23 protein-coding genes and 1 riboswitch are annotated in these 26682 nt (G+C 39.6%); of the genes, 16 read left to right on the forward strand and 7 right to left on the reverse strand.

What is annotated here, in order from left to right; genetic code table 11:
* The first annotated feature begins 55 nt into the window (after positions 1-55).
* Together BUQ87_RS00160 and BUQ87_RS00165 are read left to right on the forward strand one after the other, a co-directional pair.
* On the forward strand, positions 56-442 hold the full coding sequence (locus BUQ87_RS00160) for a YbjQ family protein (RefSeq protein WP_052635881.1): 387 nt from the start codon (positions 56-58) through the stop codon (positions 440-442).
* 389 nt (positions 443-831) lie between these two features.
* A complete protein-coding gene (locus BUQ87_RS00165; protein ID WP_038261314.1) occupies positions 832-2013 on the forward strand; it encodes a MalY/PatB family protein in 1182 nt (393 codons plus the stop codon).
* Between the two features lie 174 nt (positions 2014-2187).
* Here the strand turns inward: BUQ87_RS00165 and BUQ87_RS00170 are convergent, their stop codons facing one another.
* Complete coding sequence (locus BUQ87_RS00170; RefSeq protein ID WP_038261312.1) at positions 2188-3576, reverse strand: phenylacetate--CoA ligase family protein; 1389 nt, start codon at positions 3574-3576, stop codon at positions 2188-2190.
* A gap of 357 nt (positions 3577-3933) precedes the next feature.
* Here BUQ87_RS00170 and BUQ87_RS00175 point away from each other — a divergent pair, with 357 nt between their 5' ends.
* The 3 genes from BUQ87_RS00175 to BUQ87_RS00185 all read left to right on the forward strand — a co-directional run bounded on the left by BUQ87_RS00175 (position 3934) and on the right by BUQ87_RS00185 (position 5305).
* Positions 3934-4461 carry a hypothetical protein gene (locus BUQ87_RS00175; RefSeq protein WP_038261309.1) on the forward strand — a complete coding sequence of 176 codons (528 nt, stop codon included), beginning with the start codon at positions 3934-3936 and terminating at the stop codon, positions 4459-4461.
* Between the two features lie 160 nt (positions 4462-4621).
* The gene (locus BUQ87_RS00180) at positions 4622-5062 is read left to right on the forward strand and encodes an ABC transporter substrate-binding protein (protein ID WP_278309027.1); all 441 of its coding nucleotides are present in this window, start codon (positions 4622-4624) and stop codon (positions 5060-5062) included.
* A gap of 33 nt (positions 5063-5095) precedes the next feature.
* Positions 5096-5305, forward strand: a complete 210-nt coding sequence (locus BUQ87_RS00185) for a hypothetical protein (protein WP_052635879.1) — start codon at positions 5096-5098, stop codon at positions 5303-5305.
* 81 nt (positions 5306-5386) lie between these two features.
* On the opposite strand, the gene BUQ87_RS00190 is transcribed toward BUQ87_RS00185, so the two are convergent.
* The 4 genes from BUQ87_RS00190 to BUQ87_RS00205 all read right to left on the reverse strand — a co-directional run bounded on the left by BUQ87_RS00190 (position 5387) and on the right by BUQ87_RS00205 (position 9322).
* Positions 5387-6664 carry an O-acetylhomoserine aminocarboxypropyltransferase/cysteine synthase family protein gene (locus tag BUQ87_RS00190; RefSeq protein ID WP_038261306.1) on the reverse strand — a complete coding sequence of 426 codons (1278 nt, stop codon included), beginning with the start codon at positions 6662-6664 and terminating at the stop codon, positions 5387-5389.
* Positions 6665-6788: 124 nt separating this feature from the next.
* Positions 6789-6889: riboswitch (SAM riboswitch) on the reverse strand.
* A gap of 69 nt (positions 6890-6958) precedes the next feature.
* Complete coding sequence (gene nadA, locus BUQ87_RS00195; protein WP_038261304.1) at positions 6959-7870, reverse strand: quinolinate synthase NadA; 912 nt, start codon at positions 7868-7870, stop codon at positions 6959-6961.
* Between the two features lie 187 nt (positions 7871-8057).
* The gene (locus BUQ87_RS00200) at positions 8058-8549 is read right to left on the reverse strand and encodes an OsmC family protein (RefSeq protein WP_038261301.1); all 492 of its coding nucleotides are present in this window, start codon (positions 8547-8549) and stop codon (positions 8058-8060) included.
* 119 nt (positions 8550-8668) lie between these two features.
* A complete protein-coding gene (locus tag BUQ87_RS00205) occupies positions 8669-9322 on the reverse strand; it encodes a Crp/Fnr family transcriptional regulator (protein WP_052635878.1) in 654 nt (217 codons plus the stop codon).
* A gap of 291 nt (positions 9323-9613) precedes the next feature.
* On the opposite strand from BUQ87_RS00205, the gene BUQ87_RS00210 reads away from it, so the two are divergent.
* The 6 genes from BUQ87_RS00210 to pdxT all read left to right on the forward strand — a co-directional run bounded on the left by BUQ87_RS00210 (position 9614) and on the right by pdxT (position 17229).
* The gene (locus BUQ87_RS00210) at positions 9614-11329 is read left to right on the forward strand and encodes a sigma-54 interaction domain-containing protein (protein WP_052635877.1); all 1716 of its coding nucleotides are present in this window, start codon (positions 9614-9616) and stop codon (positions 11327-11329) included.
* A 267-nt stretch (positions 11330-11596) separates the two neighbouring features.
* Positions 11597-12700, forward strand: a complete 1104-nt coding sequence (locus tag BUQ87_RS00215) for a pyridoxal phosphate-dependent aminotransferase (RefSeq protein WP_052635876.1) — start codon at positions 11597-11599, stop codon at positions 12698-12700.
* 82 nt (positions 12701-12782) lie between these two features.
* Positions 12783-14138 carry an aminotransferase class III-fold pyridoxal phosphate-dependent enzyme gene (locus BUQ87_RS00220; protein WP_038261298.1) on the forward strand — a complete coding sequence of 452 codons (1356 nt, stop codon included), beginning with the start codon at positions 12783-12785 and terminating at the stop codon, positions 14136-14138.
* An 80-nt stretch (positions 14139-14218) separates the two neighbouring features.
* Positions 14219-15409 (forward strand): YkvI family membrane protein, encoded by a 1191-nt coding sequence (locus BUQ87_RS00225; RefSeq protein WP_038261295.1) that lies wholly within the window; start codon positions 14219-14221, stop codon positions 15407-15409.
* 354 nt (positions 15410-15763) lie between these two features.
* Positions 15764-16642, forward strand: a complete 879-nt coding sequence (gene pdxS / locus BUQ87_RS00230) for a pyridoxal 5'-phosphate synthase lyase subunit PdxS (RefSeq protein ID WP_038261293.1) — start codon at positions 15764-15766, stop codon at positions 16640-16642.
* 2 nt (positions 16643-16644) lie between these two features.
* Positions 16645-17229: a pyridoxal 5'-phosphate synthase glutaminase subunit PdxT gene (gene pdxT / locus BUQ87_RS00235; RefSeq protein WP_038261290.1), complete on the forward strand. Its 585-nt coding sequence runs from the start codon at positions 16645-16647 to the stop codon at positions 17227-17229.
* 88 nt (positions 17230-17317) lie between these two features.
* Here pdxT and BUQ87_RS00240 read toward each other — a convergent pair whose 3' ends face one another.
* Positions 17318-18955: a choice-of-anchor L domain-containing protein gene (locus tag BUQ87_RS00240; protein ID WP_052635875.1), complete on the reverse strand. Its 1638-nt coding sequence runs from the start codon at positions 18953-18955 to the stop codon at positions 17318-17320.
* A gap of 297 nt (positions 18956-19252) precedes the next feature.
* On the opposite strand from BUQ87_RS00240, the gene BUQ87_RS00245 reads away from it, so the two are divergent.
* Together BUQ87_RS00245 and BUQ87_RS00250 are read left to right on the forward strand one after the other, a co-directional pair.
* Positions 19253-20422, forward strand: a complete 1170-nt coding sequence (locus BUQ87_RS00245; protein WP_038261287.1) for a DNA polymerase Y family protein — start codon at positions 19253-19255, stop codon at positions 20420-20422.
* Positions 20423-20597: 175 nt separating this feature from the next.
* Entirely contained in the window at positions 20598-21491 is an 894-nt protein-coding gene (locus tag BUQ87_RS00250; RefSeq protein ID WP_052635874.1) for a tRNA 2-thiocytidine biosynthesis TtcA family protein, read from the forward strand.
* A gap of 183 nt (positions 21492-21674) precedes the next feature.
* On the opposite strand, the gene hydE is transcribed toward BUQ87_RS00250, so the two are convergent.
* Positions 21675-22718, reverse strand: a complete 1044-nt coding sequence (hydE, locus tag BUQ87_RS00255) for a [FeFe] hydrogenase H-cluster radical SAM maturase HydE (protein ID WP_038261284.1) — start codon at positions 22716-22718, stop codon at positions 21675-21677.
* A 321-nt stretch (positions 22719-23039) separates the two neighbouring features.
* On the opposite strand from hydE, the gene BUQ87_RS00260 reads away from it, so the two are divergent.
* From BUQ87_RS00260 to BUQ87_RS00270, 3 genes are all read left to right on the forward strand, one after another.
* The gene (locus BUQ87_RS00260) at positions 23040-23567 is read left to right on the forward strand and encodes a ferredoxin domain-containing protein (RefSeq protein ID WP_038261282.1); all 528 of its coding nucleotides are present in this window, start codon (positions 23040-23042) and stop codon (positions 23565-23567) included.
* A gap of 53 nt (positions 23568-23620) precedes the next feature.
* Positions 23621-24262: a tRNA (guanosine(46)-N7)-methyltransferase TrmB gene (trmB, locus tag BUQ87_RS00265; protein WP_038261280.1), complete on the forward strand. Its 642-nt coding sequence runs from the start codon at positions 23621-23623 to the stop codon at positions 24260-24262.
* Between the two features lie 179 nt (positions 24263-24441).
* The gene (locus tag BUQ87_RS00270) at positions 24442-26562 is read left to right on the forward strand and encodes a sensor domain-containing protein (RefSeq protein ID WP_052635873.1); all 2121 of its coding nucleotides are present in this window, start codon (positions 24442-24444) and stop codon (positions 26560-26562) included.
* The last annotated feature ends 120 nt before the right edge of the window (positions 26563-26682 follow it).

The raw sequence follows: 26682 nt of genomic DNA on the forward strand, positions 1-26682 counted from the left end.
TAGATTTTAAATCAAATACACTTAGAGAGAGGGGAGTAGTGTAAACAGCATTCTTATGACTTCAACCAATAACATAGACGGTTTTGGAGTAAGAAAATACATATGCATTGAGAGTGTTGAGATAGTGATAGGTACGGGAGTGTTTTCGGAGATATCCACTGGAATAGAGGATTTTCTTGGTGAAAGGTCAACTGCTTTTGAAAATAAGTTGAAGAACGCTAAGGAAATTGCATTTAAAAAATTAAGGATGCATGCAGCTGAAAAAGGCGGAAATGCTGTTATAGGAATTGATATCGATTACACGGAGTTTACAAGTAACAGAATTGGATTGATAGCCAACGGGACTGTTGTTGAAATGGAAAAATGTGAAACTCACTTTATTGATTTTGCAGAGGGCATAAGAAAGTTGCATGAGCTTATGACTGATGGAATTATAAAGTGAAGAGGAATTCACTGAAAAGAAGAATATATTGCTATCAAAAATCAAATGATTTTTGCATAAATGCCATGCTGAAAACAAGCATGGTTTTTTAGTGCAAGAATAAAATCATCCGAAGGCAAATGTGTCCTAAAGTTTGCATATATGTGGAATTAACGTAGTATAAATGGTGGCTGTTAAAACTATATAAGAATTCCGTAGCTTCTGACGAAAGGCTGTATAAAAATCAATTGGCATACTGGATGCGATAGAAAAATTTTATTTTTATTGAAAAAATTAGCATGAGTAGTAAAATAATCATTGTATTGAAGGCACTGAACGGAGCTTGTATATGGATTTGATTAGTTTGAGGTGAATTTCAAAAACTTAAAATATTAGAAAAGAGGAGAGATATGGAATTTGTAGATTATGGATTTGATGAAAAGATAGAAAGAAAAGGTACGAATTGCTACAAATGGGATGCTGCTGAAAAGGTGTTCGGCGGCGAAGTGCTTCCGCTTTGGGTGGCTGACATGGATTTTGCAGTTCCGGCAAACGTAAGAAGGACTCTTGCGGAAAGAGTATTGCATCCGGTATATGGATACACATTCATTGAAAGCGAGGAGTTCAAGCCGTTTGCGGACTGGGCTGCAAAGAGATATGGCATAACTGTTGACAAGGACCACATAGTTAATACTCCGGGAGTTGTAAATGCAATAGCTATGGCCATAAACGCATTTACAAACGAGGGGGATGAAATTATAGTCCAAACACCAGTGTATCCGCCGTTTTTCAAGACTGCAAAGCAAAACAACAGGGCGGTTGTGGAAAACAAGCTTAAATTTAATGACGGATATTATGAGATGGACTTTGAGGACTTTGAAGAAAAGCTGAAAAGAGAAAGTGTTAAGCTTTTCATACTGTGTAACCCTCACAATCCGGTGGGGAGGGTATGGAAAAAGGAAGACCTTGCCAGGATAAGTGAGCTTTGCATAAAATACGGAGTAAAGATTTTTTCGGATGAAATACACGCGGATATAATATTTAAAGGCAGCAGATTCAGTTCCATGCTTTCAGCGGCAAAAGGATTTGAAAACCTCATAGTGGCATTTGCGCCAAGCAAGACTTTTAACATGGCTGGGCTGTTCTTCTCGATAATAGTAATACCAGATGAAAATATGAGAGATATATTCAAAAAGCAAATTGAAAAACTCCATATACCGGCAGTGAATGCATTTAACGGATCTATGGCGATGAGCGCATACAGGGAAGGCGAAGGCTGGGTTGAAGAAATGCTTTCATATGTGGAGGGAAATGCGGACTATGTGGTTGACTTTATAGAAAACAGGATACCTTTCATAAAGGTTAAAAAGCAGGAGGGCACGTACCTCATGTGGCTTGACTTCAGAGGAAAATTCAAGACATCTAAAGATCTTAAGGATTTTCTCGTTCGAAAAGCTGGGGTGGGCCTTAATGATGGCAAGGACTATGGGGAACAGGGAGAAGGATTTGCAAGGCTTAACATAGGATGTCCGAGGGATTACATAATGGAAGCTCTGGAGAAAATAGAAAGCGCTTTTCAAGGCAATATTTAGAGTTTGTTTGTAAAATTTAAAATGCCCCAATAAAACAAGAGGGCTTGCGCCAATGTACACTATATTGGCGCAAGCCCTCTTGTTGTTCATGTATTTAGGTGCCGATTTTAATGCAAACAATATATAGGTTCTCAATTTGCAATTCAAATATTGAAGGCCAATCATAAGTATATATTATACCTTGTATGGAATTATCAATTTGAACTTTCCTGTCACTGGGTCATTTTTTATTTCATCCACTATTTCAATGTCAAAGCGCACTGTTTCAGAAAAATCCTTTGTATTGAGGATAGCCCTCATCATATTTTGTATATTCGGAATCACATTTTCAATGTCATCTCTTATTATAGCCTTCATGAGAAGCTTGTTTTTTCCGGTCTGAATAATCTGGAATCTTTCAAGACCCGGAACCATGAACTCAACCATCAATGAAGGGTGTATATTGTCTCTACTGCCATCTGCCCTTTCAAACCACAGGAATTCCTCTTCTCTTCCCGCAATCTCTTCTATTTCAGGAAATGGCCAGCTGCATTCACAGCGATTGGTTTTCAGCATGATCTCGTCGTTCATTTGATAGCGTATTAGAGGCTGGGTGTAATTGTACAGGTTTGTTAAAATTAGGTTGCCAGGGCTGCCAGGGATTACAACGTTATAGTCATTGTCCACAAATTCAAAGCAGTGCCAGTCGTTGAACAGATGTATTGTTCCGTGAGAATCACATGGTGAAGCCATGCCTATTGATTCGGATGCTGCATAAAAATTTATGGGGTCTATGCCAAAGGCACTTTTTATGACAGAGTGCATGCCAGGGGTTAGGGCGTTTGCAGAGCACATCACCCTTTTGGGATTTATACTTAAATTGCCATTTAGCTGCTCCTCGGCTAACATGTGTATAAGGGACGAATAGCCACTTAAACTTTCAGGCTGGAAGTCATTTAATTTTAATAGGACTTGTTCAAGTTTTTCATTTACGTCTATGGGCAGAAAATCAAAAAATAATTTTGGTGCATCCTGAGTGAGGCTTATTCCGGCATAGTGCCCGTGGATAAGGCCTATATAGGCTAGTTTTGTCTTATGGAATAAGCTTATTTTTGGTTTGGCAACCCTTGTTATGGTTAGGGCCTTTAGAGTAGCCCAGTCATTTGGGCCGTATACGAATATGCCGACAGTGCCGCTCGAACCCGATGTGTGTATGACTTCATACAGGCCCTTATATTTTTGTCCCTGTGTGTAAGCATCGGCTATGAAGTTTTCCAGTTCAAACCTTTTGAGAGCCTTATCGCATACGAACTGGTCAAAATGTTCCATCATGATTTTTTTGTTTATTATAGGCAGGTCTTTTAGATGCACATCGTAAATGTCATTTATGGTTATACCGCGGCTTTTATAGTAGCTCCTGTAGAACTCAGAATTTGAGAGAGTATGTTTTAATAATTTCTGCAGGCGCAGTCTTTGTATTGATTTAATCTTTTCGGGGGCAAAATGTTCGGCTCTTTTTATGGAATACATTTTAATGATTATGTTAAGTATGGAAAGCTCAAATCTGCTTTTTAAACTTTTCAAAGTTAATCATCTCCTTAAAAAATAAAATAGTGTTATTGATATTTATACCTTTAAAATTACAGATTATTTCAATCTAGGAAAATTTATAAATGGAAGTATAAATAAATTCATAGAGCTTTGCAAATAAAGACTTCGTTTATGGACATGCTCGCAGATGTTCGGCATGCAATAAATGATTGATTTGGAACAAAATCACATAAAAGTTTTTAATATCCTGTTCCTTTTGATAGATTATTCCAATTAATAGATTATTTCAATTGGACATGTGTATTATGCGATGATAAAATAACCACTGACTACCGCTTTATTATGTGCACATATTAAAAGGGGAAAATTAATACACTGGGGGTCTTGTTTATGACTTCAAGAGAAAGAATTATGGCAGCACTGGCGCTTAAGCAGCCCGACAGGATACCTTTTGCTGACGATTTTGACGAGGATGTCAAGGACCTGTTAATGGGCAGAAATGACTTTTCGGAGATAGAGTTTGCAAAGGAGATGGGACTTGATGCGATAAAGTTTACAGGCTACTCCGCGCCGATATTTTGCAGGACTGAAAAGGTTGGAGGAAGGGAATTCATAGTGGATGGACTCATAAAGGAGGACAAGGATATTGACCTTATGGTTTTTCCGGATCCGCATGATGAGAGCTTCTATGATCCGGCGAAGAGGTTTGTGGAGAAGTACGGTAATGCGGATTATGCGATGTATACTGAATGCAGATGGGGTGTTGACGGGGTACTCTATTCCATGTGGATAGAAGGGCTTTCACGTGCGCTTTACAAGAATCCCAAACTGGTTGAACGGGTCCTGGACAGGTATGTCGAATGGGCTGCCCAACTACTGCAAGATGGAAAACATAAGAGCCATGGCAAGAGCCGTTAAAAAGTATGGGAAATACCATTTGGATTTTGACTAGAATAAGGAATTATAAGTAATAGCTAGGAGGAGCATCTGATGAAGAAAAACATATCAATTGCAGTTATAATGCTATAGTAGAGCCTGATCTTATGGGAATGATCGCCATAAACTGCGGGAATCCAACATATATGCAAGAAAGGCTCTGGCATATGGTATGGACATGGATGAGCTGGGACTTTCTCAAATAGGGAACCAGAAATTCTGGCGTACAGGTGGTTCGCTGTTTAGCAAGGGAAACATATGGTATGATGGAAACGCCGGAGAGGGCGTATATAATGTGCATGATATTGAAAATGCAAAAGAAATGCTCAAAAAGTCGGGCTATGACGGAACTCCTATAGTGATACTTAACGGCAAGGATGACAATGTCGAAAGCCAGGGTGCAATAGCCCTTAAGGATCAGCTTGAAGACATAGGATTCAATGTAGAGCTTCAGCTTTACGACAGGCCTACTGTTGTAGAACAAAGGTCAAAGGTGGATGCTTGGAATCTTCACCTTACGTATTTTCTTGAAACGAATCCGGACCCTCAGGTGTTTGGCGCGTGGGTTGGAAGCAATGGATGAATTTCCAACTGGGATGATGAGCATTCAAAGCAAATGGATGAGATATTTGCAAGAATGCTTGGGGAGACAGACTATCAGAAGCGTTATGAAATTGTAAAGGAATGGTACAATGAGTTTTGGGACACACTCCCATACATCAAGACAATAAACTACAGCAGACTTCATCTGGCGAACAAGTCGCTTCAGGGATATCCTGACACGATTCAGCCGTTTTTTTGCAACATTTGGATAGAAGAGCAGTAGTTATCAGATTTACTGACATTATAAGGCCCGGCTTAAAGCCGGGCCTTTTTGTATCATTCACACATCTGGCGCCAAAATTGCCTATATTCGAGAAAGCGACTGCTCTATGTCATCTATAAGGTCTGATACGGTCTCTATCCCTACGGACACCCTTATCATTTCAGGACTCACTCCGCTTGCCTTTTGCTGCTGCTCGTCAAGCTGCTGGTGAGTGGTCGATGCCGGATGTATTACGAGAGACTTTGCATCGCCTATGTTTGCAAGGTGGGAAAATATGCTTAAAGACTCTATGAATTTTTTCCCTGCTTCATATCCCCCTTTTACACCGAATGAGAGTATGGCGCCTGCCCCTTTTGGAAGGTACTTCTGGGCAAGTGACTTGTAAGGGCTGCTTTCGAGGCCAGGGTAGTTTACCCACTCGACTTTAGGGTGATCCTGAAGGTACTTTGCAATTTTTTTTGCGTTTTCAATGTGCCTTTCCATCCTCAATGACAGGGTTTCAGTGCCTAGTGCCAGAAGAAACGCATTGAACGGCGACAGGCATGCTCCGAGATCCCTCAAAAGGACAACCCTAAGACGTGCTATATATGCAGCTTCATTGAAGCTTCCAGTGTATGAAATACCGTGATAGCTCTTGTCGGGTTCGACAAGCTTTGGGAACTTTCCGTTGTCCCAGTTGAACTTTCCAGAGTCGATTACAAGGCCGCCTATAGACGTTCCGGCTCCGCCTATATATTTTGTCGCAGAATAGACAACTATGTCGGCCCCGTGGTCGAAAGGTCTGCAAAGGTACGCTGTGGCAAATGTATTGTCTACAATCAGCGGAACCTCACATTTATGTGCTATGTCGGCAATTTTTTGAATGTCAGCGACGTTTATTCCTGGGTTTCCTATGGTCTCTATATATACGGCCTTTGTATTTTGGTCTATTGCATTTTCAAAGCTATCGATGTTGTCAGAATCTGCAAAAGTCACATCTATCCCAAAGTCCTTTAGGGTGTTTGCAAAAAGCGTATATGTCCCTCCGTAAAGAGTCGATGCGGCAACTATGTTGTCTCCTGTTTTTGCGATGTTAAGTACTGAATATGTTATTGCGGCCATTCCCGAAGCTGTTGCCACAGCTCCGACTCCCCCCTCGAGTTCGGCAAGCCTCGTTTCGAATGCCCCTGTTGTCGGATTGGTGATCCTGGTGTATATATTGCCAAACTTTTTGAGTGCGAAAAGGTCGGCAGCATCCTGGGCATCTTCAAATACGAATGAAGAAGTCTGGTATATGGGCAGAGCCCTTGACTTGTTCTCTTTTTCCGGAGTATATCCTCCGTGCAGTTGAATGGTTTCGAATCCTAATTCTTTTTTCATAATAGTCCCCCCTATTTTTAAAAAAATGGATTAAAAAAGCCCCTCGTCTATATAAGATGGGAAGCCTAATACTTTGGCTGTAAAAAAATCCCAATACAAGATCAGGATTTGAATACAGCACCACACCTTATCTTTCAGACTATACGTCTGCTGGATTTAGCACCTTGATTTGAATCAGGTTGCTGGACGTCACAGGGCCAGTCCCTCGGTCGCTCTTGATAAGAAATATTTAATTTATATAATGATATATCAATCACCATCTATATGTCAATGGTAAAGTTGAAAAAATTCAGACTATTTGGCCATGTTGTGCATATTAACCAGTGCGTTTAGTGCTTTTAGCCTCATCTTCTCGTCAATTTCAATTGCATGTTTCATGTTTAAAAGGCTTGCATAGACGTCTTCAAGCGTGGTCTTTTTCATGTTCATGCATGTCATTGTAGCTCCAGGAGTGTAGAAGTTTTTATGAGGGTTTTTCTTTTTAAGCTCGTGGAGAATTCCTTTTTCCGTAACTACAACATAGCTCTTGTTTTCAGATACTGTGGCACGTTCTATTATCCCGCTAGTGCTGCCTATATAATCCGCAATGTCTCTTATTTCCTTTTCGCACTCGGGATGAACTAGCACCTGTACATCCTCCAAAATATTTTTAAGCTCTATTATGCTGTCTTTGTTCACCTTTGCATGGGTTATGCAAAAGCCGTCCCAGAGTATGAATTTTTTGTCGGGGAATTTCTCTGCTATATATCCCCCGAGGTTTTTGTCGGGAAGGAATAATATCTCGTCGTTTTCTATTTTGCTTATTATCTTTTCGGCGCTTGAAGAGGTTACGCACACGTCGCAAAGCGCCTTGACCTCGGTTGAAGAGTTTATATAAGCTACGACAGCGGCGTTTGGATGGTCTTCTTTCATCTTTTGGACTTCTTCAGCTTCAGCCATGTCGGCCATGGGGCAGCCAGCATCAATAGCCGGCAACAGAATAGTCTTTTGAGGAGACATTATCTTGGCGCTTTCAGCCATGAATTTCACTCCGCAAAATACAACTATATCCTCGCTACAGTCCCTTGCGACCTTGCTAAGATAGTATGAATCTCCAACAAAATCGGCAATTTCTTGTATTTCAGGTCTTTGGTAGTAGTGTGCGAGAATAATGGCGTTTTTCTCCTTTTTCAGCTGAAGTATTTTATTAAAAATACTGATATTCATGTAGGTATCGCTCCTTAACAGATGTATTTACAGGTGTATATACACCTGCTTGTGAGATAATATTACACTTAAATCCAGATAAAGTAAAGATTAAACGGGAAATTGATCTAATATAAAAAAAGCTGCGTGTCAGCAGCTTTTTTTATATTGAAAAGGTAATTGTAAGTGCTTGATCATTCAGATGATGCTACTGAATAACCAGTTCTATTTCTGGATTAAGGCTTAAAAGGACAGGGGACTTGGAGAGTGCAATGGACGCGATCTCCTTTATTTGAGCTTCTTTGGCGGAAGTTCTGGCTGTAAGTTTTATAACTGGTTTTAATATTCCGCCGTTGCCGTCCTCAAGCCCAAGAAATACCGCGGCATTTAAATCCGCTTCAATTTCAACTTGAACATCGTTTAGCTTTATATTGTTTTGGCTTGCCATTACTTGGAATGTTATTGCAAAACAGCTGCCTGCAGACCCGATCAAGTACTCTACAGGATTTGGAGCCTTGTCTGTTCCGCCAAGGGGAGTGGGTTCGTCAACTAAAAATGGTGAAAAGTCCCTTATTGAAATTTGGTTTTGGACACCATCAATCCAGTTTATTTTGGCGCTCCATTTTTTCATTGCAAGCTCCCTGTTTTCACTCATTGCATTTGCAGTTTGAGACAGTGTGTTAAAGTCGATGTTATTCATTTCAAATCCTCCTTCAAAACAATATGTGTTTAGTCTGTGTATTCATGGTAACAAAATTTTAAAGGGATGTATGTAAGGAGGATTACATCGGCCAAAATAAATTGTAAAGCTGATCCATATTATTTCACTCGAATCCAGAGCCTGTTTTCATGTTGGCGCAAAATTCCAGAATTGATAAGCTTGCCTATAAGTGCAGTGACTGTTTCGCGAGTAGAGGCAATCATGCCTGCAATATCCTTGTGGGTTATAACTGATGGTATAGGCTGCCAGTTCGAATCTGCAGAATAGGGGTCAGCCAGCTTTTCCATAAGAAATATAAGCCTTTCTTCAACTTTTCCGTACGCAACGTGGCTGAGTATGTTGATTACATCTTTGTATTGCTTTGAGAAATAGCCAAGAAGCTCGGTGGCAAGGTTTGTATTTTGTTTTACGGCTTCTTTTATTCTTTTCTTGGGAACGGCTGTGACTGTTACGTCTGTCAGGGCTCGACATAATACATCGCTTTCCTTGCTGTCAAATATGTTGAATACGTCGGTGAACTCGCCGGGAGAGACTAGTCCAAGTATGCATTCCTTGCCGTCCACATGGAGCTGGTATGCATTTGCGATTCCACTTTTTATAATCAGCGCGATTTCAGTTGATATGCGGTGGGTTGATATTAGCGCTCCTTTTTCGAATGAAATTTCTTTTCCTGCGATTGTCCATTCGGTGACTATGCTGTCTGGAAATAAATCGATTGCTTTTACTGACGGTATTGGAGCAGATTCCATCATACTAAAAATTCATCTCCTTTCGAAATGTGCGTGTACATTGATTTTATAGGTTTTACCATGAGACGGCATAAAGGTTAGCAGGCTAATGCAATCTATTGATTATACTATTCTAAATCCAATAAAAATTCATGTCAATGAAATATAAGGCGACATCGGCAACTATAAGCGGAATAAATTAGAAGCCGAGGCAAAAAAGTGCGGAAAGATTTTTGGACGAACAGAGGAATAAATTTTAAAAATGGTTTAGAATAGGTATATAATGAGATAAAAGTTTGGGGGAGAGGCATTTTTATGAATAGATTTGATTTTTATTCTCGATTTTTTTCGAACGAACACAGCTCATATGAAAACGGGAGTATTGAGCTTTTAAGGGACTGCTTTCATTTTGCAGTAGAAAATGCATGCGCAAAAGAGAGCCTGGAAAAGGGGCTTGTTGTGATTTCAAATGAAGACGGCTGCGTGATTTTTGCATATGATTTTGAAATCAATTCTTTTGCTCATGGATATGAAGGCAGGGTTATTTCAGATGGCATATATGAAAATGCAGATATCCATGTAGAGAGCAAAAATTTAAGCCTTGACCACGACAGGTATGTCGTATACATGATTACGGGAAAAAATGAACATGGCAGTATAGATGTGCTTTTAGAAAACATTTCAAACATGATAGAAGGGTGCGCCAATATATCAAAGAAGCATTCTAGTTATGGAGACATGGTATTAAGGGCTCTTGACAACGTAAACGATGCAATTTCGTACTGCGACAAGAATGGATATGTAAGGTATGCAAACAAGGCGTGCTTTGAAATACTTGAAACGAACAGGGAGGAGCTTTTTGGGCACAATCTTGTGGAGTTGACAAGCGGAAAGCCCATGCTTCTTGAAGTGCTGAAAAACAAAAAGAGCATAATAGATGTTGATTATTTTGTGAAATACAATGACAAGAAATTTCACTTCATAAATTCAGGATATCCGGTATATTCAGACGAAGGGGATGTTATTGGTGCAATAGATATATTCAGAAGTATTGAACGTTCTAGAAAGCTTGCAAACGACATTGCGGGATACCGGGCTTTTTTTACATTTGACAACATAATAGGGAAAAGCAAAAAAATAGTTGAGCTTATAGACCATGCCAAGCTGTTTGCAAAAAGTAATGAGACGGTGCTTGTGCTTGGTGAGAGCGGAACCGGAAAGGAGCTTGTAGCTCAAGCTATACACAATTACAGCGATAGAAAGGAAGGGCCTTTTATTGCCTTGAACTGTGCAAACTTTCCAAATGAGCTTATAGATAGCGAACTCTTTGGATACGAGGAAGGGGCATTCACGGGAGCTAAAAAAGGTGGAAAGCAGGGGAAATTTGAGCTTGCAAGCGGAGGGACACTTTTTCTGGACGAGATAGGTGAGATGCAAATCCATCTTCAGGCAAAGCTTTTAAGAGTGCTTGAAACAATGTGCATAGCCAGGATAGGAGGAAATAACCAGGTAAAGATAGACGTAAGGATAATTGCGGCCACCAACAGGAGTCTGGAAAAGCTTGTAGAAGAGGGTACTTTCAGAAGAGATCTCTACTACAGGCTCAAGGTGCTTTGTCTTGAGACTCCTTCCCTTAGAGAGAGGGGAGAAGACGTGATATTTTTGGCCGAATATTTCATGAGAAAAATAGCCGACAAGTCAGGCAAGGGCCTTATGATTATTACGGACAGCGCCAAGAAGGCTCTTTTGGAATACAATTGGCCTGGAAATGTAAGGGAGCTTGAAAATTTAATCTCAAGGGCGGTTTTTATATGCAAAGGGGACGAACTGACTGAAAAGATACTTTTCAAGGCTGGAATAAAAGGGTCCCGATATGATGAAATCATAAAAAAAGACAGCATAAAAATAAACAGGGAGATCCTCGTGGAGATTATGTCTGAGATGAATGGTAACAAAAAGAGGGTTGCAGAGACAATTGGAATTTCAAGACCCACTCTATATAAAATGCTAAAAAAATATAACATAGATTAACTGTAAATGCTTTACATGTAAAGTGTTTACACAACGCCTCTATACTTGATATATAAACGAATTAAGAGATTAAAGACTTCAAAAAATCCGTTTGGAGTGTAAATGCATTTACACTCCAAACGGATTTTTTATTTTGTTCTGAATTTTAAAAATATTCTTTAATATGATATTTGCAACTGATTCAGCAGTTGCTTTTATTTTTGGCATAGAAATTGCTAATTAATATTTTGAAAGCTAAAGCTTATCATTGGGAGGAGGATTGATGATTTGGGATTAAATTTGAAGGAGCATATCAAAGACATTGAGAAGAAGAGTTACATTAAGGAAGATTTGGAAGTGGACACAATGGATGACATTATTGATTGTTCTCACGGCATAAATCCATTTGGATTTTCAAAAAGAATACGCTGGGAAGAAGAATTAAGTGAAAGCTTTATTAATTCATACCCTCAGTACCCTTACAGCGTTCTTAAAAAAAGGATATGCAGCTATTGGAAAAAACATGCAAGCATAAATGATCATAATGTGATAATCGGACACGGATCTATTTCAATACTTGATAAGATCAGTGGATTGATTATTGATAAGGGTGCAACTGTATTAGGGTACTGTCCTCAGTTTACAGATTATATGAACTGTGTTGCCATTCATAATGGAAAATATGAATATGTCCCTCTTAGGAAAGAATCCAAATTGAAATTTGATCTGGAGGAGTTTAAAAGCAAAATATCTACAAAATATAAGGTCTTGTATATTGACAATCCGAATAATCCGACAGGACAAGTGATAGAGATATCTAAAATCAACGAGATTGTCAAAGCGGCTAAAAAAAATGATATTTGGGTGATAGTCGACGAGGCATATGGTGATTTTATGAAAAAGGAGAATTCGGCAATTAAACTGGTGGAGGACAACGAAAACCTTATAGTAGTAAGGACATTTTCAAAGGGTTTTGGCCTTGCAGGCCTTAGAATTGGTTATGCAATATGTTCTAGGCAATTTTCACAATTTTATAAAAAAGTGAGTATGCCCTTTGATATCAACTCATTTGGTCACTATGCCGCTGTCACTGCTTTGAGTGATGAATCATTTTTGAAAGACTCCATATCCAATATAAAGAAGAGCAAGTCTGTGATAATGGACTCACTATCAAAAATCAGTGTAATGCAAACAGACATGGGTGTGCCAATAATGACTTTAGAGTATCCGGACTCAAGTGTTGATTTTAAAAAGCTGCTTATTAAAAATGGAGTATTAGCAGAGGCAGGATCGGATTTTGTAAATCTTGGAAAAAATTACGTAAGACTCAGAATTCCAAAAGAGCCATATGAGTTGGCTAGAATACTGGGTGATATTGAAAACAAAATATAGAGTTTAATGAAAACAAGTACAAACGCATGTAACTGTGCAAGCTGAAAAATTAAAACCATTCTAAAGTTATGGAGGTATAAAAATGAATGAGAAGACTTTAAATCAAAACGATGTCATTGCTGCAAATGAAAAAAAATATGTGTCAAGGGCTCAGAAGATACCGTACTATCCTGTAGCGTTTAAAAAGGGCATCGGAGCACTGCTTTATGACGTTGAAGGCAATGAGTATATAGATTTTCTGTCCAGCGCTTCATCTGCGAACATAGGACATGGAAACGAAGAGATAGCACAAGTGGTGAAAGAACAGATGGTAAATTTGGCGCAGTATACACTGGCTTACTTTTATGCAAACGAGCCTGTTGAACTTGCGAAAAGGCTTGTAAAAATGGCGCCGGGAGACGATGACAAAAAGGTGCTTTTTAGCACCACTGGATCTGCTTCGATAGATGGAGCTATCAAACTGGCAAGGGCGTATACGGGCAGGAGTAAAATAATATCATTCTACGAGTCATACCACGGGAGCACATTTGGAGCCTTGTCTATATCGGCAATAAGCACAAACATGAGGAGGAAAATGGGTCCGCTGCTTCCCGAAACATATCATTTCAGCTATCCAAACTGCCTGAGATGCAAGTATGGAAAAGATAAAGACAATTGCGAAATGGAATGCCTAAAAGAAATAGAATACGCATTTGATCACTATCTGCCTACAGAAGAAGTTGCCGCTGTTTTCATGGAGCCAATAGCAGGTGACGCAGGGCTTATAGTTCCACCTGAAGAATATGTGAAATCTTTGCATGAACTGTGCAAAAAAAACGGAATACTGTTCATATCTGATGAGATACAGCAGGGAATGGGAAGAACTGGCAAGTGGTTTGGAATAGAGCATTTTGGAGTGGAGCCGGATCTTATAGTGATGGGAAAATCGGTAGGGGCAGGCCTTCCTCTTGGCGTGGTGATAGGAAAAACTGATATAATGGATAGCCTGGACTCTCCTGGACACTTGTTTTCTATGTCGGGCAATTCCACTGTTTGCGCAGCGGCCTTAAAAATGCTTGAAATTTTTGAAAGGGAAGACTTGAATAACAGGTCTATTGAAATGGGAGAATACATCAAGGACAAGTTTTTAAAGCTTAAAGAAAAATACGAAATAATAGGAGATGTAAGAGGCATAGGAATGTCCATAGCAGTGGACTTGGTGACAGACAGGGAATCCATGGACAAAAATTATAAGGCAGCTGCGAAGATATGCTACAGATGCATTCAAAAGGGTCTTGTGCTTATATTTGTAGGGCAGTCGGCGCTTAGGGTACAGCCCCCGATAGTGATAACAAGGGGTCAGGTGGACAAAGCGATTGAAATAATAGAAGAGTCGATGAATGAATATTTGAATGGGGATATAGGAGAAGAGGTGTTTGAAACTACTAAGGGCTGGTGATATTGAAGATGTAAATGTGGCAGCGGGGTCTGAAAATTTGCAAAATTTGAATATTCAAAATATAGAGGAGGGTGAAAACTATGTCTAATTCAGGTGGAACAAAAAATAGTTTTTTTGATGGAGCTTTTGGAAGATATTTGATTCCGGGGATTGTACTACAGTCTGTCCTAATAGGAGGAGGTTATGCAACAGGCCGTGAAATCGTAGCCTTTGGAGGCAAATTTGGAGCTTTGGGATGGCTCGGAGGAATAGGTATATTCATTGGATTCACACTCATGAGCATATTGACATTTGAAGTCGCAAGGATATACAGGACTTATGACTATAAATCTCTTGTCAGGCAATTTGCAGGCAAGTTCAGTGTTCTTTATGATGTCATATATATACTTCTTTGCGTGCTTATAATAGCTGTAATGTCTTCGGCTACTGGAGAAATTGTAAAACAGACGCTGGGCCTTCCATACTGGATAGGAGTGGGAGGAGTTGCAATTTTGGTTGGTATACTAAACTTTTATGGAAGCTGGCTTATTGAAAGATTTGAAACATATGGGACAATAGCGCTTTACGTAGGATATATAATTTTCAGTGTGATAGTGATATCGAGCACAAAGGGAAACATACAAAATGTGTTTGCAAATACTGATACGAGCTATATTCAAGGAAACGTAGGTGTAGGAACTGTTATTTGGACTGGAATAGTCTATGTTGGATACAACCTTGCGGTTTATCCTGCGACACTATTTACTCTTGAAAGACAGACTAAGAGAAGGGAAACTGTAATATCGGGAATAATTTCAGGAGTGCTTATGACAATACCTTGGTTTATGACATATTTTTCAATTATGGGTCACTATCCTTCAAAAGACGTACTTGAAGCAGGGGTTCCTTGGCTTGCAATGCTTCAAAATAGTGCGGGACCATGGGTTATTGGAGTGTTTGGTATGGTAATGGGATGGACACTTATAGAAACTTCAACAGGGATACTCCATGCTCTTGTGGAGAGAATAGATGCAGGTCTTTGCGAGGTTGGAAGAAAATCCATGAGCAATTCTCAAAAAGCCGTTCTTACAATGGGTGTGTTGTTGATTGCGATGGTGCTTTCAAAGGTAGGTATAATAGACCTCATAGGCAAGGGGTACACTTTGATGGCGTATGGTATGATAGCCGTATATGCGCTTCCGCTAATGACTGTGGGTGTTTATAAAATAATTAAACACGATAAGCAGAGGAGTAAAGGGGAATATGTTTCTGAGATGTCGCAGGCTGAGTAATTGAAATGTAATTTTAGAATGTGTGCTTAATTTAAAAAGCTACTGGATAAAAATATAACCAAATGGATTTAAATGTATAAAATAGAATATGCTGAAAGTTGTATCAATACTGTAATAGATGAAAGCCCTGCAGAGTATGAATACTCTGCAGGGCTTTCATCCTTATATTGTAGAGAAAGGTAGTTATAGGTGTTTTTAAATAAAGGGCCCTATTGTATGGATACAAACTTCGTTTATGATGTTTTTAAATAAATTGTATTGATAAAATTGTCAATTGGTGTGATAATTAAGTACAAGAAAACACTAAAACAATAAAATGTATGGATACATAACATAATATAGGGGGAATTAATAATGGAAAACAGATACGAATTAAACAAGAACCTTGCTCAGATGCTAAAGGGCGGAGTAATAATGGACGTTACAGATGCTACTCAGGCAAAGATAGCTGAACAAGCGGGAGCTTGCGCTGTAATGGCTCTTGAAAGGGTTCCTGCAGATATAAGACAAGAAGGCGGAATTGCGAGAATGTCTGATCCAAAGCTTATAAAGGAAATTCAGGCTGCAGTTTCAATACCTGTAATGGCAAAAGTTAGAATAGGACACTTTGTAGAGGCTCAAATACTTGAAGCTCTTGAAGTGGACTATATAGACGAAAGTGAAGTACTAACTCCTGCAGATGACAAACTGCACATAAACAAAGCAGATTTCAAGGTGCCTTTCGTGTGCGGAGCCAAAAACCTTGGCGAGGCTCTTAGAAGAATAGGCGAAGGAGCTTCAATGATAAGAACTAAGGGAGAGCCGGGAACAGGCGACGTTGTCGAGGCTGTAAAGCACATGAGGGCAATGACTTCTGAGATAAACAGAGTGGCTTCAATGGGAAGAGAAGAGCTTATGAACTACGCAAAGGAAATAAGCGCTCCTTACGATCTTGTCGTATATGTTCATGAAAACAAGAGCCTTCCTGTAGTGAACTTTGCTGCAGGTGGAATAGCAACTCCAGCAGATGCCGCTATGATGATGCAGCTTGGATGTGACGGAGTGTTTGTAGGATCTGGAATATTCAAATCTGGAGACCCTGCTAAGAGAGCTCAGGCAATAGTAAAGGCAGTTACAAATTACAATGATCCTAAAATGCTTGCTGAACTTTCAGAGGACCTTGGAGAGGCCATGGTCGGAATAAACATAAGTACAATGGCAGACAGAGACAGAATGGCAAACAGAGGGTGGTAATAATGAGTGACAAATTAAAAGTAGGCATACTCTGCATGCAAGGTGCGTTTCTTGAGCACAGAAACTCCCTTGAAAGGCTTGGAGTCGAAGTGAAAGAAGTCAGAAAGGCTGAACAGCTTGAAGGACTCGACGGGCTAGTTCTTCCAGGCGGAGAAAGTACCGCAATAGGAAAGCTCATAAGGGAGCTTGGAATAAAGGATAGGATGGAAGCACTTATAACTGGAGGCCTGCCTGTTTGGGGAACGTGCGCCGGAATGATACTTCTTGCCAAAAAGCTTACAGGCTCAGATGTGGTGCACATGCCTATGATGGACATTGAAGTCACAAGAAATGCATATGGAAGGCAGCTTGGAAGCTTTTCAGCGGATGTTCCAATGAAAGGCGTAGAGGGAGATGTCCCTATGGTATTCATAAGAGCCCCTTATATAAACAAGTCTGAAGATAATGTCGAGACGCTTTCTGTTGTAGACGGAAATACTGTTGCGGCAAGGCAGAAAAACATGCTTGTCACATCATTCCATCCTGAGCTTACGGATGATTTGAGGGTGCATGAATACTTTGTCAACATGGTCAGAGAGTCAAAATAGTATTTTTGATTCAGTATATCAAAAACCCCTGAAACCTTCAAAGGTTCCAGGGGTTTTTTGCAATGTGAAAAATAGATTCCAAATATGTTTAGTTTGTCAAATCACTAGTTGTGAACTGCATTTTTACAAGTTGTCCAAGGCTTTTACCTGAGCTTGTTTTTACTGCCGATCCAATATTTAGGAAATAAGTGCTTCCTGAATTGTAGCTGAAGTATCCTTCGGGTTTCATTATCACAGAAAGATTATTGAATGCGATTTCAGGGTTTATTCCAGAGATAATATCCCCAGCTGAATCAGTTACATAGAAATTATCTGATGTTACAGTTTCAGGGTCGATTTCCATATTGAATTTTATTACGAAATTCTTGTTTGTAGGAACTTCATCCATTTTGTCCCATACGACTGTTTTTTCAGCAGGTGAATCAGTTTGAGCGTCGTTGTCTTCAATGTATAGTTTTGCCTGTATATTTTGGCCTATAAATGCATTTCCACTGGCTTCCTTCAAAAATATATTCACAGTTTCGCTGCCTTCTGTCATATCATCGTCAAGCAGCTGAATTTTAAATGTCTTGCTTGTGACACCAGGTGCGAATGTAAGAGTGCCGCTTGCAGAGGAATAGTCAACACCAGAATCTGCGCTTCCACTTTGCGTATAGTAAGAAACTTCCACTATGCTGTCTGCATTGCCACTGCGTTCTACCGTGATTGTAGCATATCCTTCGTCTTCAGAGCAGTCGAAGCCTTTAGAAGAAAATTGAACCACATCTGATTCAACGGCTGTAAAGCTCGCAGCTTTTATGAACACGTTTGAATCCAGGATCTCATCACCCGCATCAGCAATAGCGAGGCGTATTGTGTTTACCTTTCCTACGTTAACCGAAGCTTTTGCAGTCAAGACGGTAGTAAGACCGTCCATTTCGGTATTCAAGTGCCCATCTGTATTGTCTCTAAAGTACTGAGGGTTTGTTGGAGCATATTCTTCATCGTAGTAGTCCTCCGATTCAGAGAAGTCTTCTTTGTATCCGTTGTTCACATTGTTTATGGCAACAGCTTTGTTAGAGTCTGGAATAAGAGCTATATTTTCACCATTCAAGAAAAATCCGAACACGTCATTGTAGTCTGAGCCGACAAATTCGTTGTATTCTTCAGATGAGAAAACATACTCAAATGAAAGCGTGTTTTCATTCGGAGTAAAGTCGAATTCGAGTACGGTTGAATCGTAAGTTGTATATCCTGGGATCAAAAGATCAAGGTACTCATCTCCGCCGGTCATATTTTCATAAGTAACGCCTGAGTCGCTGTTTGGGCCGTCTATATATTTGACGTTCCCGCTGCTAAGTACAATCCCATTAGAAAAGCCTATGGTATTTGGGTCATCTGTTTCAAATGTTCCTGCAGATTCGGAAGTGCCAAAATACCTTACTTCGTTTATTTCAACTCCGTCTCCCATTATCTGACTTACAATATCCTCGGCGGACTGTTCGTTCAAGTCAGCAACCCGTATGTATGTGTTTCCTTTCTCTGAATCTTCAACAGTTATGTCGTCTATCTCGTCGACAGAACTGATTTGCATTTGAGGTTTTTGCGCAAGAGTCCTTTTAGATTCGAAGTCTTGCATAGCATTTGAAGTGTAGTTTTGCGGTATTGCTAGAGGAATACAAATGAAAAAAGCTATTGCAATTGATGCAGTTGATTTTAATTTCTTTAGTACATGATTTTTTAACATATTTACCCCCTTATGGCTTTGCTTTATTTAGACAAATGCAATGACTGCTTGCATAGGCTAAATTAAGGATATAATATGTCGAAAAGTATTGTCAATATAAGTTAAAAATAAAAAATATTTATATATCTTTTGTTTTTAAAATGAGCAATTTGGCATCCATATGCTTCAATGGGGGATATGAATAGTACAGTATTCAGAAATCAACATGATGTAGTATTGACATTGGGCGGTCAAATTATAAAATATAAATAAGAACATTAGTTCTCGGGATTTGATTTTTTAGCTTTGGAGGTGAGTGTGGTGAGAACCATATTCCACATAGATGTCAATTCGGCGTTTTTAAGCTGGGAGGCAGCACACAGGATGTCCAGCGGTGAAGACATAGACATCAGGGACATCCCAAGCGCAGTGGCGGGGGATCCGAATAAGAGAAGGGGAGTAATTCTTGCAAAGTCGACCTCGGCAAAAAGATACGGTATAAATACGGGTGAGAGCCTGAATGCAGCCTTGAAAAAATGTCCGGGGTTAAAGGTGGTATCGCCCACGCCGGGAATATACAAGCGATATTCAAATGCGCTCATGGATTTGATATATGAATATACTGATGCTGTTGAGCAGTGCAGCATAGATGAGGCGTTTATGGATGTAAGTGGCATTGTAAAAAAACTAGGGGTTCCACCTGTAAAGCTGGCAGACGGCATAAGGAGAAGGGTTCAAAATGAGCTTGGATTCACGGTGAACATAGGGATATCTTGCAACAAGCTTCTTGCAAAGGCGGCATCCGAGCTTGAAAAGCCAAACAGAACCCATACAATGTATCCAGATGAAATAGAGTACAAGTATTGGACTCTGCCAGTAAGGGAGATGAACGGGGTCGGAAGCAGCGCGCAAAAAAAGCTTAATAGAGCTGCGATAAAAACCATAGGGGACTTAGCAGTAGCCAATGAGATATACCTAAAGAGCATATTCAAAAGCTATGGAGCAGTACTGCACCAAAAGGCAAATGGAATTGATGAAAGTCCTGTAGAGCCTAGAGGAGAGGCAAAGAGCATAGGAAATTCGACAACCACGCCGAGAGATGTTGAAAGCATTGAAGAAGCGTGCAAGTATCTGCTTAAGCTTTCGGAAAACGTCGGAAGAAGGCTCAGGCAAAAAAAGCTCGTGTCACATTGCATAGGCATTGAGATAAGGTATAGCGACTTTAGAAATGTGCAAATGCAGTCAGCTTTGCACTCACCTGTTGAGGGTGATCTGGAAATATATCAAAATGCCAAGAGCCTCTTTGAAAAACTTTGGGAAAAAAGGCCGGTGAGGCATATTGGAATCAGGGCACTGCAGCTTGAAAGCGGCAACGAGCAGCAGATGAGTTTTCTGGAAGAGGGAAATTGCGGAGAGGGTAAGCTTGATAGTGTTATCGACAACATAAGATTGAGATACGGCGATGACATAATAAAGAGGATGGTTTGATTTTACGGCTGGAAAATCAATTGCCGCGTTTATTTACTACACAGTAGTTGGAACTATAATGTTCTTATTGCAAAAAAATGAATTGGATTATAAAATATTCATATATATCTATATGTTTGCTTTGCTGAAAATATAGTTTGAATGACATATTATTTTTACGGAAAGAGGAGATACTTTGAGTGAAGTTCTAGATAGCAATTTAACGTCTGAAGAAAGCGGCCTTGCGGGCAGCGGCTGCGATATACTAGTACCTTTTAATGAAAGGCTTTCGCTTAGGGAAATAGAGCGCAGCATAATAAAAAAATACAGAAAAGACATATGGTCCAATTTCATAAAGGGAATAAAGGATTTTGAAATGGTCAAAGACGGAGACAAGGTAGCGGTAGCGATATCGGGAGGCAAGGACAGCATGCTAATGGCAAAGCTCTTCCAAGAGCTAAAGCGCCATGGACAGATAGACTTCGAGCTTGAATTTGTGGCAATGGACCCGGGTTATCATAAGAGCATAAAAGAGCTTCTGATTGACAACTGCAGCCACCTTGGAATCCCTCTCCACCTGTTCGAGTCGGGAATATTCGAAATTGTAGACAAGATTGCAAGCGACTATCCTTGCTATATGTGCGCGAAGATGAGAAGGGGAGCCCTTTATTCAAAGGCCAAGGAGCTTGGATGCAACAAGCTGGCTCTTGGACACCACTTCAACGATGTAATAGAGACAACCCTTATAAACATGTTTTATGCGGGAAGCTTCAAGACCATGCTTCCAAAGTTGAAGTCGACAAATTTTGACGGCATGGAGCTTATAAGGCCCATGTATTATATAAGGGAAAAGCACATAGAAAGGTTTACTCAAAACAGCGGAATATGGCCTCTCAACTGCGCATGCATGGTGGCTGCCAAAAAGACTTCAAGCAAAAGGCATGAAGTAAAGAAGCTTATAGAAACCCTTAAAGAAAACTTCAAGGACATAGACAAAACCATATTCAAATCCACGCAAAATGTAAACATGGATGCGATTTTAGGATGGGAAAAGGACAATGAAAAGCACTCGTACCTTGATTTTTATTAAGAGCTCATGAGACCTATATCAAAAGCAATGTATCATATGGAAAAACACAAAAGAGAGGCGCTGCGATGTTTACATTTATGAATCGCAGCGCCTCTCTTTTGTGTTTAAGAACAGTCATTCAAATGTTATTAAGAGTATTCATACTATACATATGAATTTTGGAATAGGGACATCACATCGGATTTAAGCCTGTTTGCTGGGATGGTCCCCTCTTGACATGTCGACTTCAAATCCGGCCCTGTTTATTCGACCCTCTATGCATTTTCTGCAGTGGGCGGCTTCGTCACCTGTGCATATCTTGTCCGCGTAGAGCTCGTATTTTTTACGCATGTTTGTAGGTGACAGATTAGGCATTACTACATTTGCACCGGCGTTAAGAGCTTTTTCCCTGCCAAGGGGGTCTATGGTTCCAAGTGCGGTGGTCGACGGAAGAAGGACATCAGGAAGAAGAAGCCTCGCAAGAGCAAGCATTATAAGTGTCTTTTCAAGACTCCCTCCACTATTTTTCCCTATGGGGGTGTTTGGATGAGGAATATAAGGCCCTATCCCAACCATTTCGGGCTTCACCTCTTTTAAAAATACAAGGTCTTTTGCAAGATCCTCGTTGGTCTGGCCGGGAAGCCCTACCATGAAGCCCGCTCCCGTTTGAAAGCCTATCTTTTTCAGGTTTTTAAGGCAGTTTATCCTGTTTTCAAAGCTCATTCCGGGATGAAGCTGTTCGTAAAGCCTCTTTGAGGCAGTTTCATGCCTTAAAAGATACCTGTCGGCTCCGGCGTCATAATACGACTTATAGCTCTCGAAGCTCTTTTCCCCTATTGAAAGAGTCACTGCTGAATCTGGAAAATTAGACTTTATTAATTTTATCAAGTCTATTATTTTTGAATCGTCATAGTGACTGTCTTCGCCGCCTTGGAGCACAAAAGTTCTATATCCGAGTACATGGCCTTCTTCGCAGCATCTTAATATTTCTTCTTTTGAAAGCCTGTACCTTTCGGCATTTGAATTGCTTCGCCTTATTCCGCAGTAAAGGCAATCTTGCTTGCAGAAATTAGTGAATTCTATGAGCCCTCTCATATATACGCTTTTACCATAGTGTTTTGTTTTTAACATACTTGAATACTCGAAAAGTTGTTTTTCAGATTCTGAGTCCATGTTTTGAAGCAGCAGTGCAAGTTCTCTTTCTGAAAGGTCATTTTCGATATAGAGCTTATCCAGTAAGGTTTTCATCTGTTCACTCCTTTGAAATGTTATTTTGAATAATACAGATATATTTTAATGAAATTATATATTTTAAATAGATGAATGTCAATATGAGAATGCATAATGGTTAAAAAATAAGCAATAATTTCGTGCGTGTGATTACATTTGTTTTCAGATGATGAAATCCAGCAAAACTGGATAATTCGAAATAAAATTAAAATTATTTTTCAATAAAAAAACGACATTTGATTGTTCAGACATGGTGGCTGTTTGGAGCTTATATGGTATAATGTTATTTATAAATGAAAAACATACATACTTTAACACTGGAAAGGATGTAGTACATATATGATATACACTTCGGACAAAATAGAAAAAGAAGCGATTTTGCAAGTGGCGCAAAGTATGTGCGTTGCAGCCAGAACAGCTCCCAAAGGCAGGGGTATTGACAATATTGTAACCGCCGTAATAACGGACGAAGACAAGGCAAGCATTGCGGACAAGATAAATGAAATAGGCGAAAGAGAAAATATAGCGTTTTTTGTCAGAGATGCAAAAAATATAAGAAACAGCCAGGCAGTGGTTTTATTGGGAGTGAAATATTCTTCAAGAGGAGTGCCTTACTGCGGTTTTTGCGGATATGAAAACTGTGCCGAAAAGCAAAAGCATTCCGGAATATGCGCATTTGACATTACGGACCTTGGGATAGCTGTAGGTTCAGCCGTATCCATAGCTGCAGACAGCAGAGTAGACAACAGGGTGATGTTCACTATAGGAAAGGCCGCACTTGAGCTGGGGCTTTTAGGAGAAGAAGTGAAGATGGTATATGGGATACCTCTTTCGGCAAGTGGAAAAAGCATATATTTTGACAGATAAGCGACATATGTTTACAATTTGATTTTGCAAACGACATTAGAGGGAGATTATTTATGAGACTTAGAAAACAAAGAGGGGCCATGGAAAAGCTTCTTTCCTATTCGAAATATGTTGTAAAAGAAGAGGATGCAGCAAATTTTTCGATTTCCGATAAATTCGATTCAAAAGGACCCGTAAATATTGAAATAGGTACGGGAAGAGGCAAGTTCATAACATCTTTTGCAAAAAACAACCCAGGCTTGAATTATGTGGGTATAGAGTGCAAGGAAGAGGTTCTCATAAAGGCTGTCAAAAAAGCTGAGGATATGGAACTTCAAAACATCAAGTTCATCATTGGAGATGCACTGAGAATGAATGAATACTTCTCAAACGGAGAGGTTGAAAGGATATTCATCAATTTTTGCGATCCATGGCCAAAGAGAAGGCATGCAAAGAGAAGGCTCGTGTACAGAAAGTTTTTGGATGTATACAAGGAAATACTAATCCCTGGGGGCGAAATTCATTTTAAGACGGACAATGAAAAATTGTTTGAGTTTGCCCTCAATGAAATGAGTGGCAGCGGGCTAAGGCTTAAAAACATTACATTTGACCTTCACGCAAGTGACTATGAGGGAAATATTACTACGGAGTATGAAGAAAAATTCGCTCAAAAGGGTATGAAAATATTCAGATGTGAAGCCCATAAGATCGACTGATGCTAAGAAGGCCTATGGTTATTGTATACCAAAGGTCTTTTCATATATTGTAAACTGTAAAGTGTATTTATGATTGCTGAAGACACTTTTACTATGTATTTGCAAATGGAAATCATGATTAAAAGCGATACGTATTACAAGACTGATTAAAGTGCAAATTTTTGGAGGTGATTTTGAATATGACCGGCAAAGACAAGTTTGCAGATTCTGATAAGGATTCAAATTTTTCTGCTGAAAACGAATATGAAGGAGAGTTTTTTCAAAGCGTAGGCATAAGCAATCATTTGGACCTGTTTGAAAACAGCCATGTCGCAATACTTATTGTAAACAGCAGGACAGGAAGAATAATAGACGCCAACAATGCGGCATGCATGCTTTATGGATATGAAAGACCGCATATGAAGGATGCCGAGATAGAAGAGATAGAATATATCGAAGATATAGAAATGCTGTCTATAGGGGAAAATACAAATAAGACAGTGGGCAAAAGCAAAACCGTAGTTCACAGGCTTTCTGGGGGAAAGTGCAGGGAGGTTGAGGTGCTCAAGGTGCCGTCAGCTTCAGATGAGGACATTTCATATTTCATAGTAAACGACATAAGTGAAATCAGACATATTAAAAAGGAGCTGGAACTTAGAAAGTCATACTTTCAGCAGCTATTTGAAAATTCTCCCGAGGCAATAGCAATACTTGACAATGAAGACAGAGTCGTAAAGGTAAACAGAGGCTTTGAGGAATTATTCAAGTATTCCAATATTGAAATAAAGGGAAACTACATAAATGATTTGATAGTGTCACAGGAATTAAAGCTTGAAGCCAGCACTCTTTCAGGTGACGTTGTATGTGCAAAGACTGTAAAGCGAGATAGCATAAGATGTACAAAACATGGAGAGGATATAGATGTTTCAATACTGGGATATCCTATAATACATGATGGTGTTCAGGTAGGTATATATGCCATATATACAGACATAACAGAAAAAAAGAAGCGAGAAAAAAAGATAGAATATCTTGCAATGAAAGACAGCCTGACGGGGACATACAACAGAAGTTATTTTATAGAGAACCTAATGAAGGAGATAATGCACAGAAAAGCAGACTCACACAATGGTTTTGCAGTTATGTTCATAGATGTGGATGATTTCAAGAGGATAAACGACAATATGGGACACAATGTGGGGGATATGATACTAAGGCAGATCTCAAAGAGGATAGTTGAATGCATAGGCGAAAAGGGATACCTGGCCAGAATGGGCGGGGATGAATTCACCGTATTTTTGAAAAATGTAGATTCCAGAGTATGTGTTGCAAATATAGCAAGAGAAATAGTGGAAAGCCTGGAAGAACCAATAATTTATGATGAAAAGGAATTCCATGTGGGTGTGAGCATAGGAATATCGCTGTTTCCAGATGACGGATACGAGGCGGAAATGCTCATAAGAAAGGCCGACATGGCCATGTATAATTCAAAGATGAACAGGTCGAACAATTTTGAATTTTACAACTCAGACTTAAAGAAGAAGGCGCTTGAGGAGTTCATTCTCGAAAATGAGCTTAGGCATGCCATAAAAAGAGAGGAATTTTCATTGAATTACCAGCCTCTTGTAGATGTCTCAAGCGAAAAAATAGTGGGGGTTGAAGCCCTTATAAGGTGGAACCACAAGGAACATGGCTTTGTTTCTCCGGCAAAATTCATACCTCTTGCGGAGAGAAAGGGTATGATAGGATTCATAGGGGAATGGGTTTTGGAAAAGGCATGCAGGCAGATGAAAAAATGGATAGACAGCGGCTATCCAGTGAGGTTTATTGCAGTAAACATATCTGTAAAGCAGCTTGAAAGTCTCGAATTTTTGGATAATGTAAAGAGAATAATAAGGGAGACAGGCATTAATCCAAGGCATTTGGAGTTTGAGATAACTGAGAGTATATCCATGACAAACCTCAAAAACAGGACTGAGATACTGCGCGAGCTGGACGACATGGGAATAGCACTTTCTATAGATGACTTTGGAACTGGGTATTCATCTTTAGGCAAGCTCAAAAAATTTGCGGTAAGGAAGCTGAAAATTGACAGATCATTTATAAGTGACATAAATATAGACCCGAACAATACGGCAATAGTATCAACTATAATAGCCATAGCCAAGATACTAAATATGAAGGTTGTGGCCGAAGGGGTTGAGACCCTTGAGCAGGTGGAGTTTTTAAGGGAGAAGGAATGCGACCTAATCCAGGGATACTATTACAGCCGCCCGGTTACATTTGATGAGTTTGAAAAAATGATTCCGCAGGAAATATAGAAGAGCCTCTTGGTTTAATATGAATATTGCGCAGCATTTAAAACCCTGATTTTCAGCTATAATTTATACTGGATAAATTTGTGAAAAAATTTTCAGTCTGAGATTTTTAATTTACAAAAC

Origin of the sequence: Peptoclostridium litorale DSM 5388 (assembly GCF_900141635.1) — a bacterium.
Classification (GTDB): Bacteria; Bacillota; Clostridia; order Peptostreptococcales; family Peptostreptococcaceae; genus Peptoclostridium; species Peptoclostridium litorale.

Coding starts and splice junctions, on each gene's coding strand:
- BUQ87_RS00160 (WP_052635881.1), top strand. CDS start 56: ATGACTTCAACCAATAACATAGACGGTTTTGGAGTAAGAAAATACATA.
- BUQ87_RS00165 (WP_038261314.1), top strand. CDS start 832: ATGGAATTTGTAGATTATGGATTTGATGAAAAGATAGAAAGAAAAGGT.
- BUQ87_RS00175 (WP_038261309.1), top strand. CDS start 3,934: ATGACTTCAAGAGAAAGAATTATGGCAGCACTGGCGCTTAAGCAGCCC.
- BUQ87_RS00185 (WP_052635879.1), top strand. CDS start 5,096: ATGGATGAGATATTTGCAAGAATGCTTGGGGAGACAGACTATCAGAAG.
- BUQ87_RS00190 (WP_038261306.1), bottom strand. CDS start 6,664: ATGAAAAAAGAATTAGGATTCGAAACCATTCAACTGCACGGAGGATAT.
- nadA (WP_038261304.1), bottom strand. CDS start 7,870: ATGAATATCAGTATTTTTAATAAAATACTTCAGCTGAAAAAGGAGAAA.
- BUQ87_RS00200 (WP_038261301.1), bottom strand. CDS start 8,549: ATGAATAACATCGACTTTAACACACTGTCTCAAACTGCAAATGCAATG.
- BUQ87_RS00205 (WP_052635878.1), bottom strand. CDS start 9,322: ATGATGGAATCTGCTCCAATACCGTCAGTAAAAGCAATCGATTTATTT.
- BUQ87_RS00210 (WP_052635877.1), top strand. CDS start 9,614: ATGAATAGATTTGATTTTTATTCTCGATTTTTTTCGAACGAACACAGC.
- BUQ87_RS00220 (WP_038261298.1), top strand. CDS start 12,783: ATGAATGAGAAGACTTTAAATCAAAACGATGTCATTGCTGCAAATGAA.
- BUQ87_RS00225 (WP_038261295.1), top strand. CDS start 14,219: ATGTCTAATTCAGGTGGAACAAAAAATAGTTTTTTTGATGGAGCTTTT.
- pdxS (WP_038261293.1), top strand. CDS start 15,764: ATGGAAAACAGATACGAATTAAACAAGAACCTTGCTCAGATGCTAAAG.
- pdxT (WP_038261290.1), top strand. CDS start 16,645: ATGAGTGACAAATTAAAAGTAGGCATACTCTGCATGCAAGGTGCGTTT.
- BUQ87_RS00240 (WP_052635875.1), bottom strand. CDS start 18,955: ATGTTAAAAAATCATGTACTAAAGAAATTAAAATCAACTGCATCAATT.
- hydE (WP_038261284.1), bottom strand. CDS start 22,718: ATGAAAACCTTACTGGATAAGCTCTATATCGAAAATGACCTTTCAGAA.
- BUQ87_RS00260 (WP_038261282.1), top strand. CDS start 23,040: ATGATATACACTTCGGACAAAATAGAAAAAGAAGCGATTTTGCAAGTG.
- trmB (WP_038261280.1), top strand. CDS start 23,621: ATGAGACTTAGAAAACAAAGAGGGGCCATGGAAAAGCTTCTTTCCTAT.
- BUQ87_RS00270 (WP_052635873.1), top strand. CDS start 24,442: ATGACCGGCAAAGACAAGTTTGCAGATTCTGATAAGGATTCAAATTTT.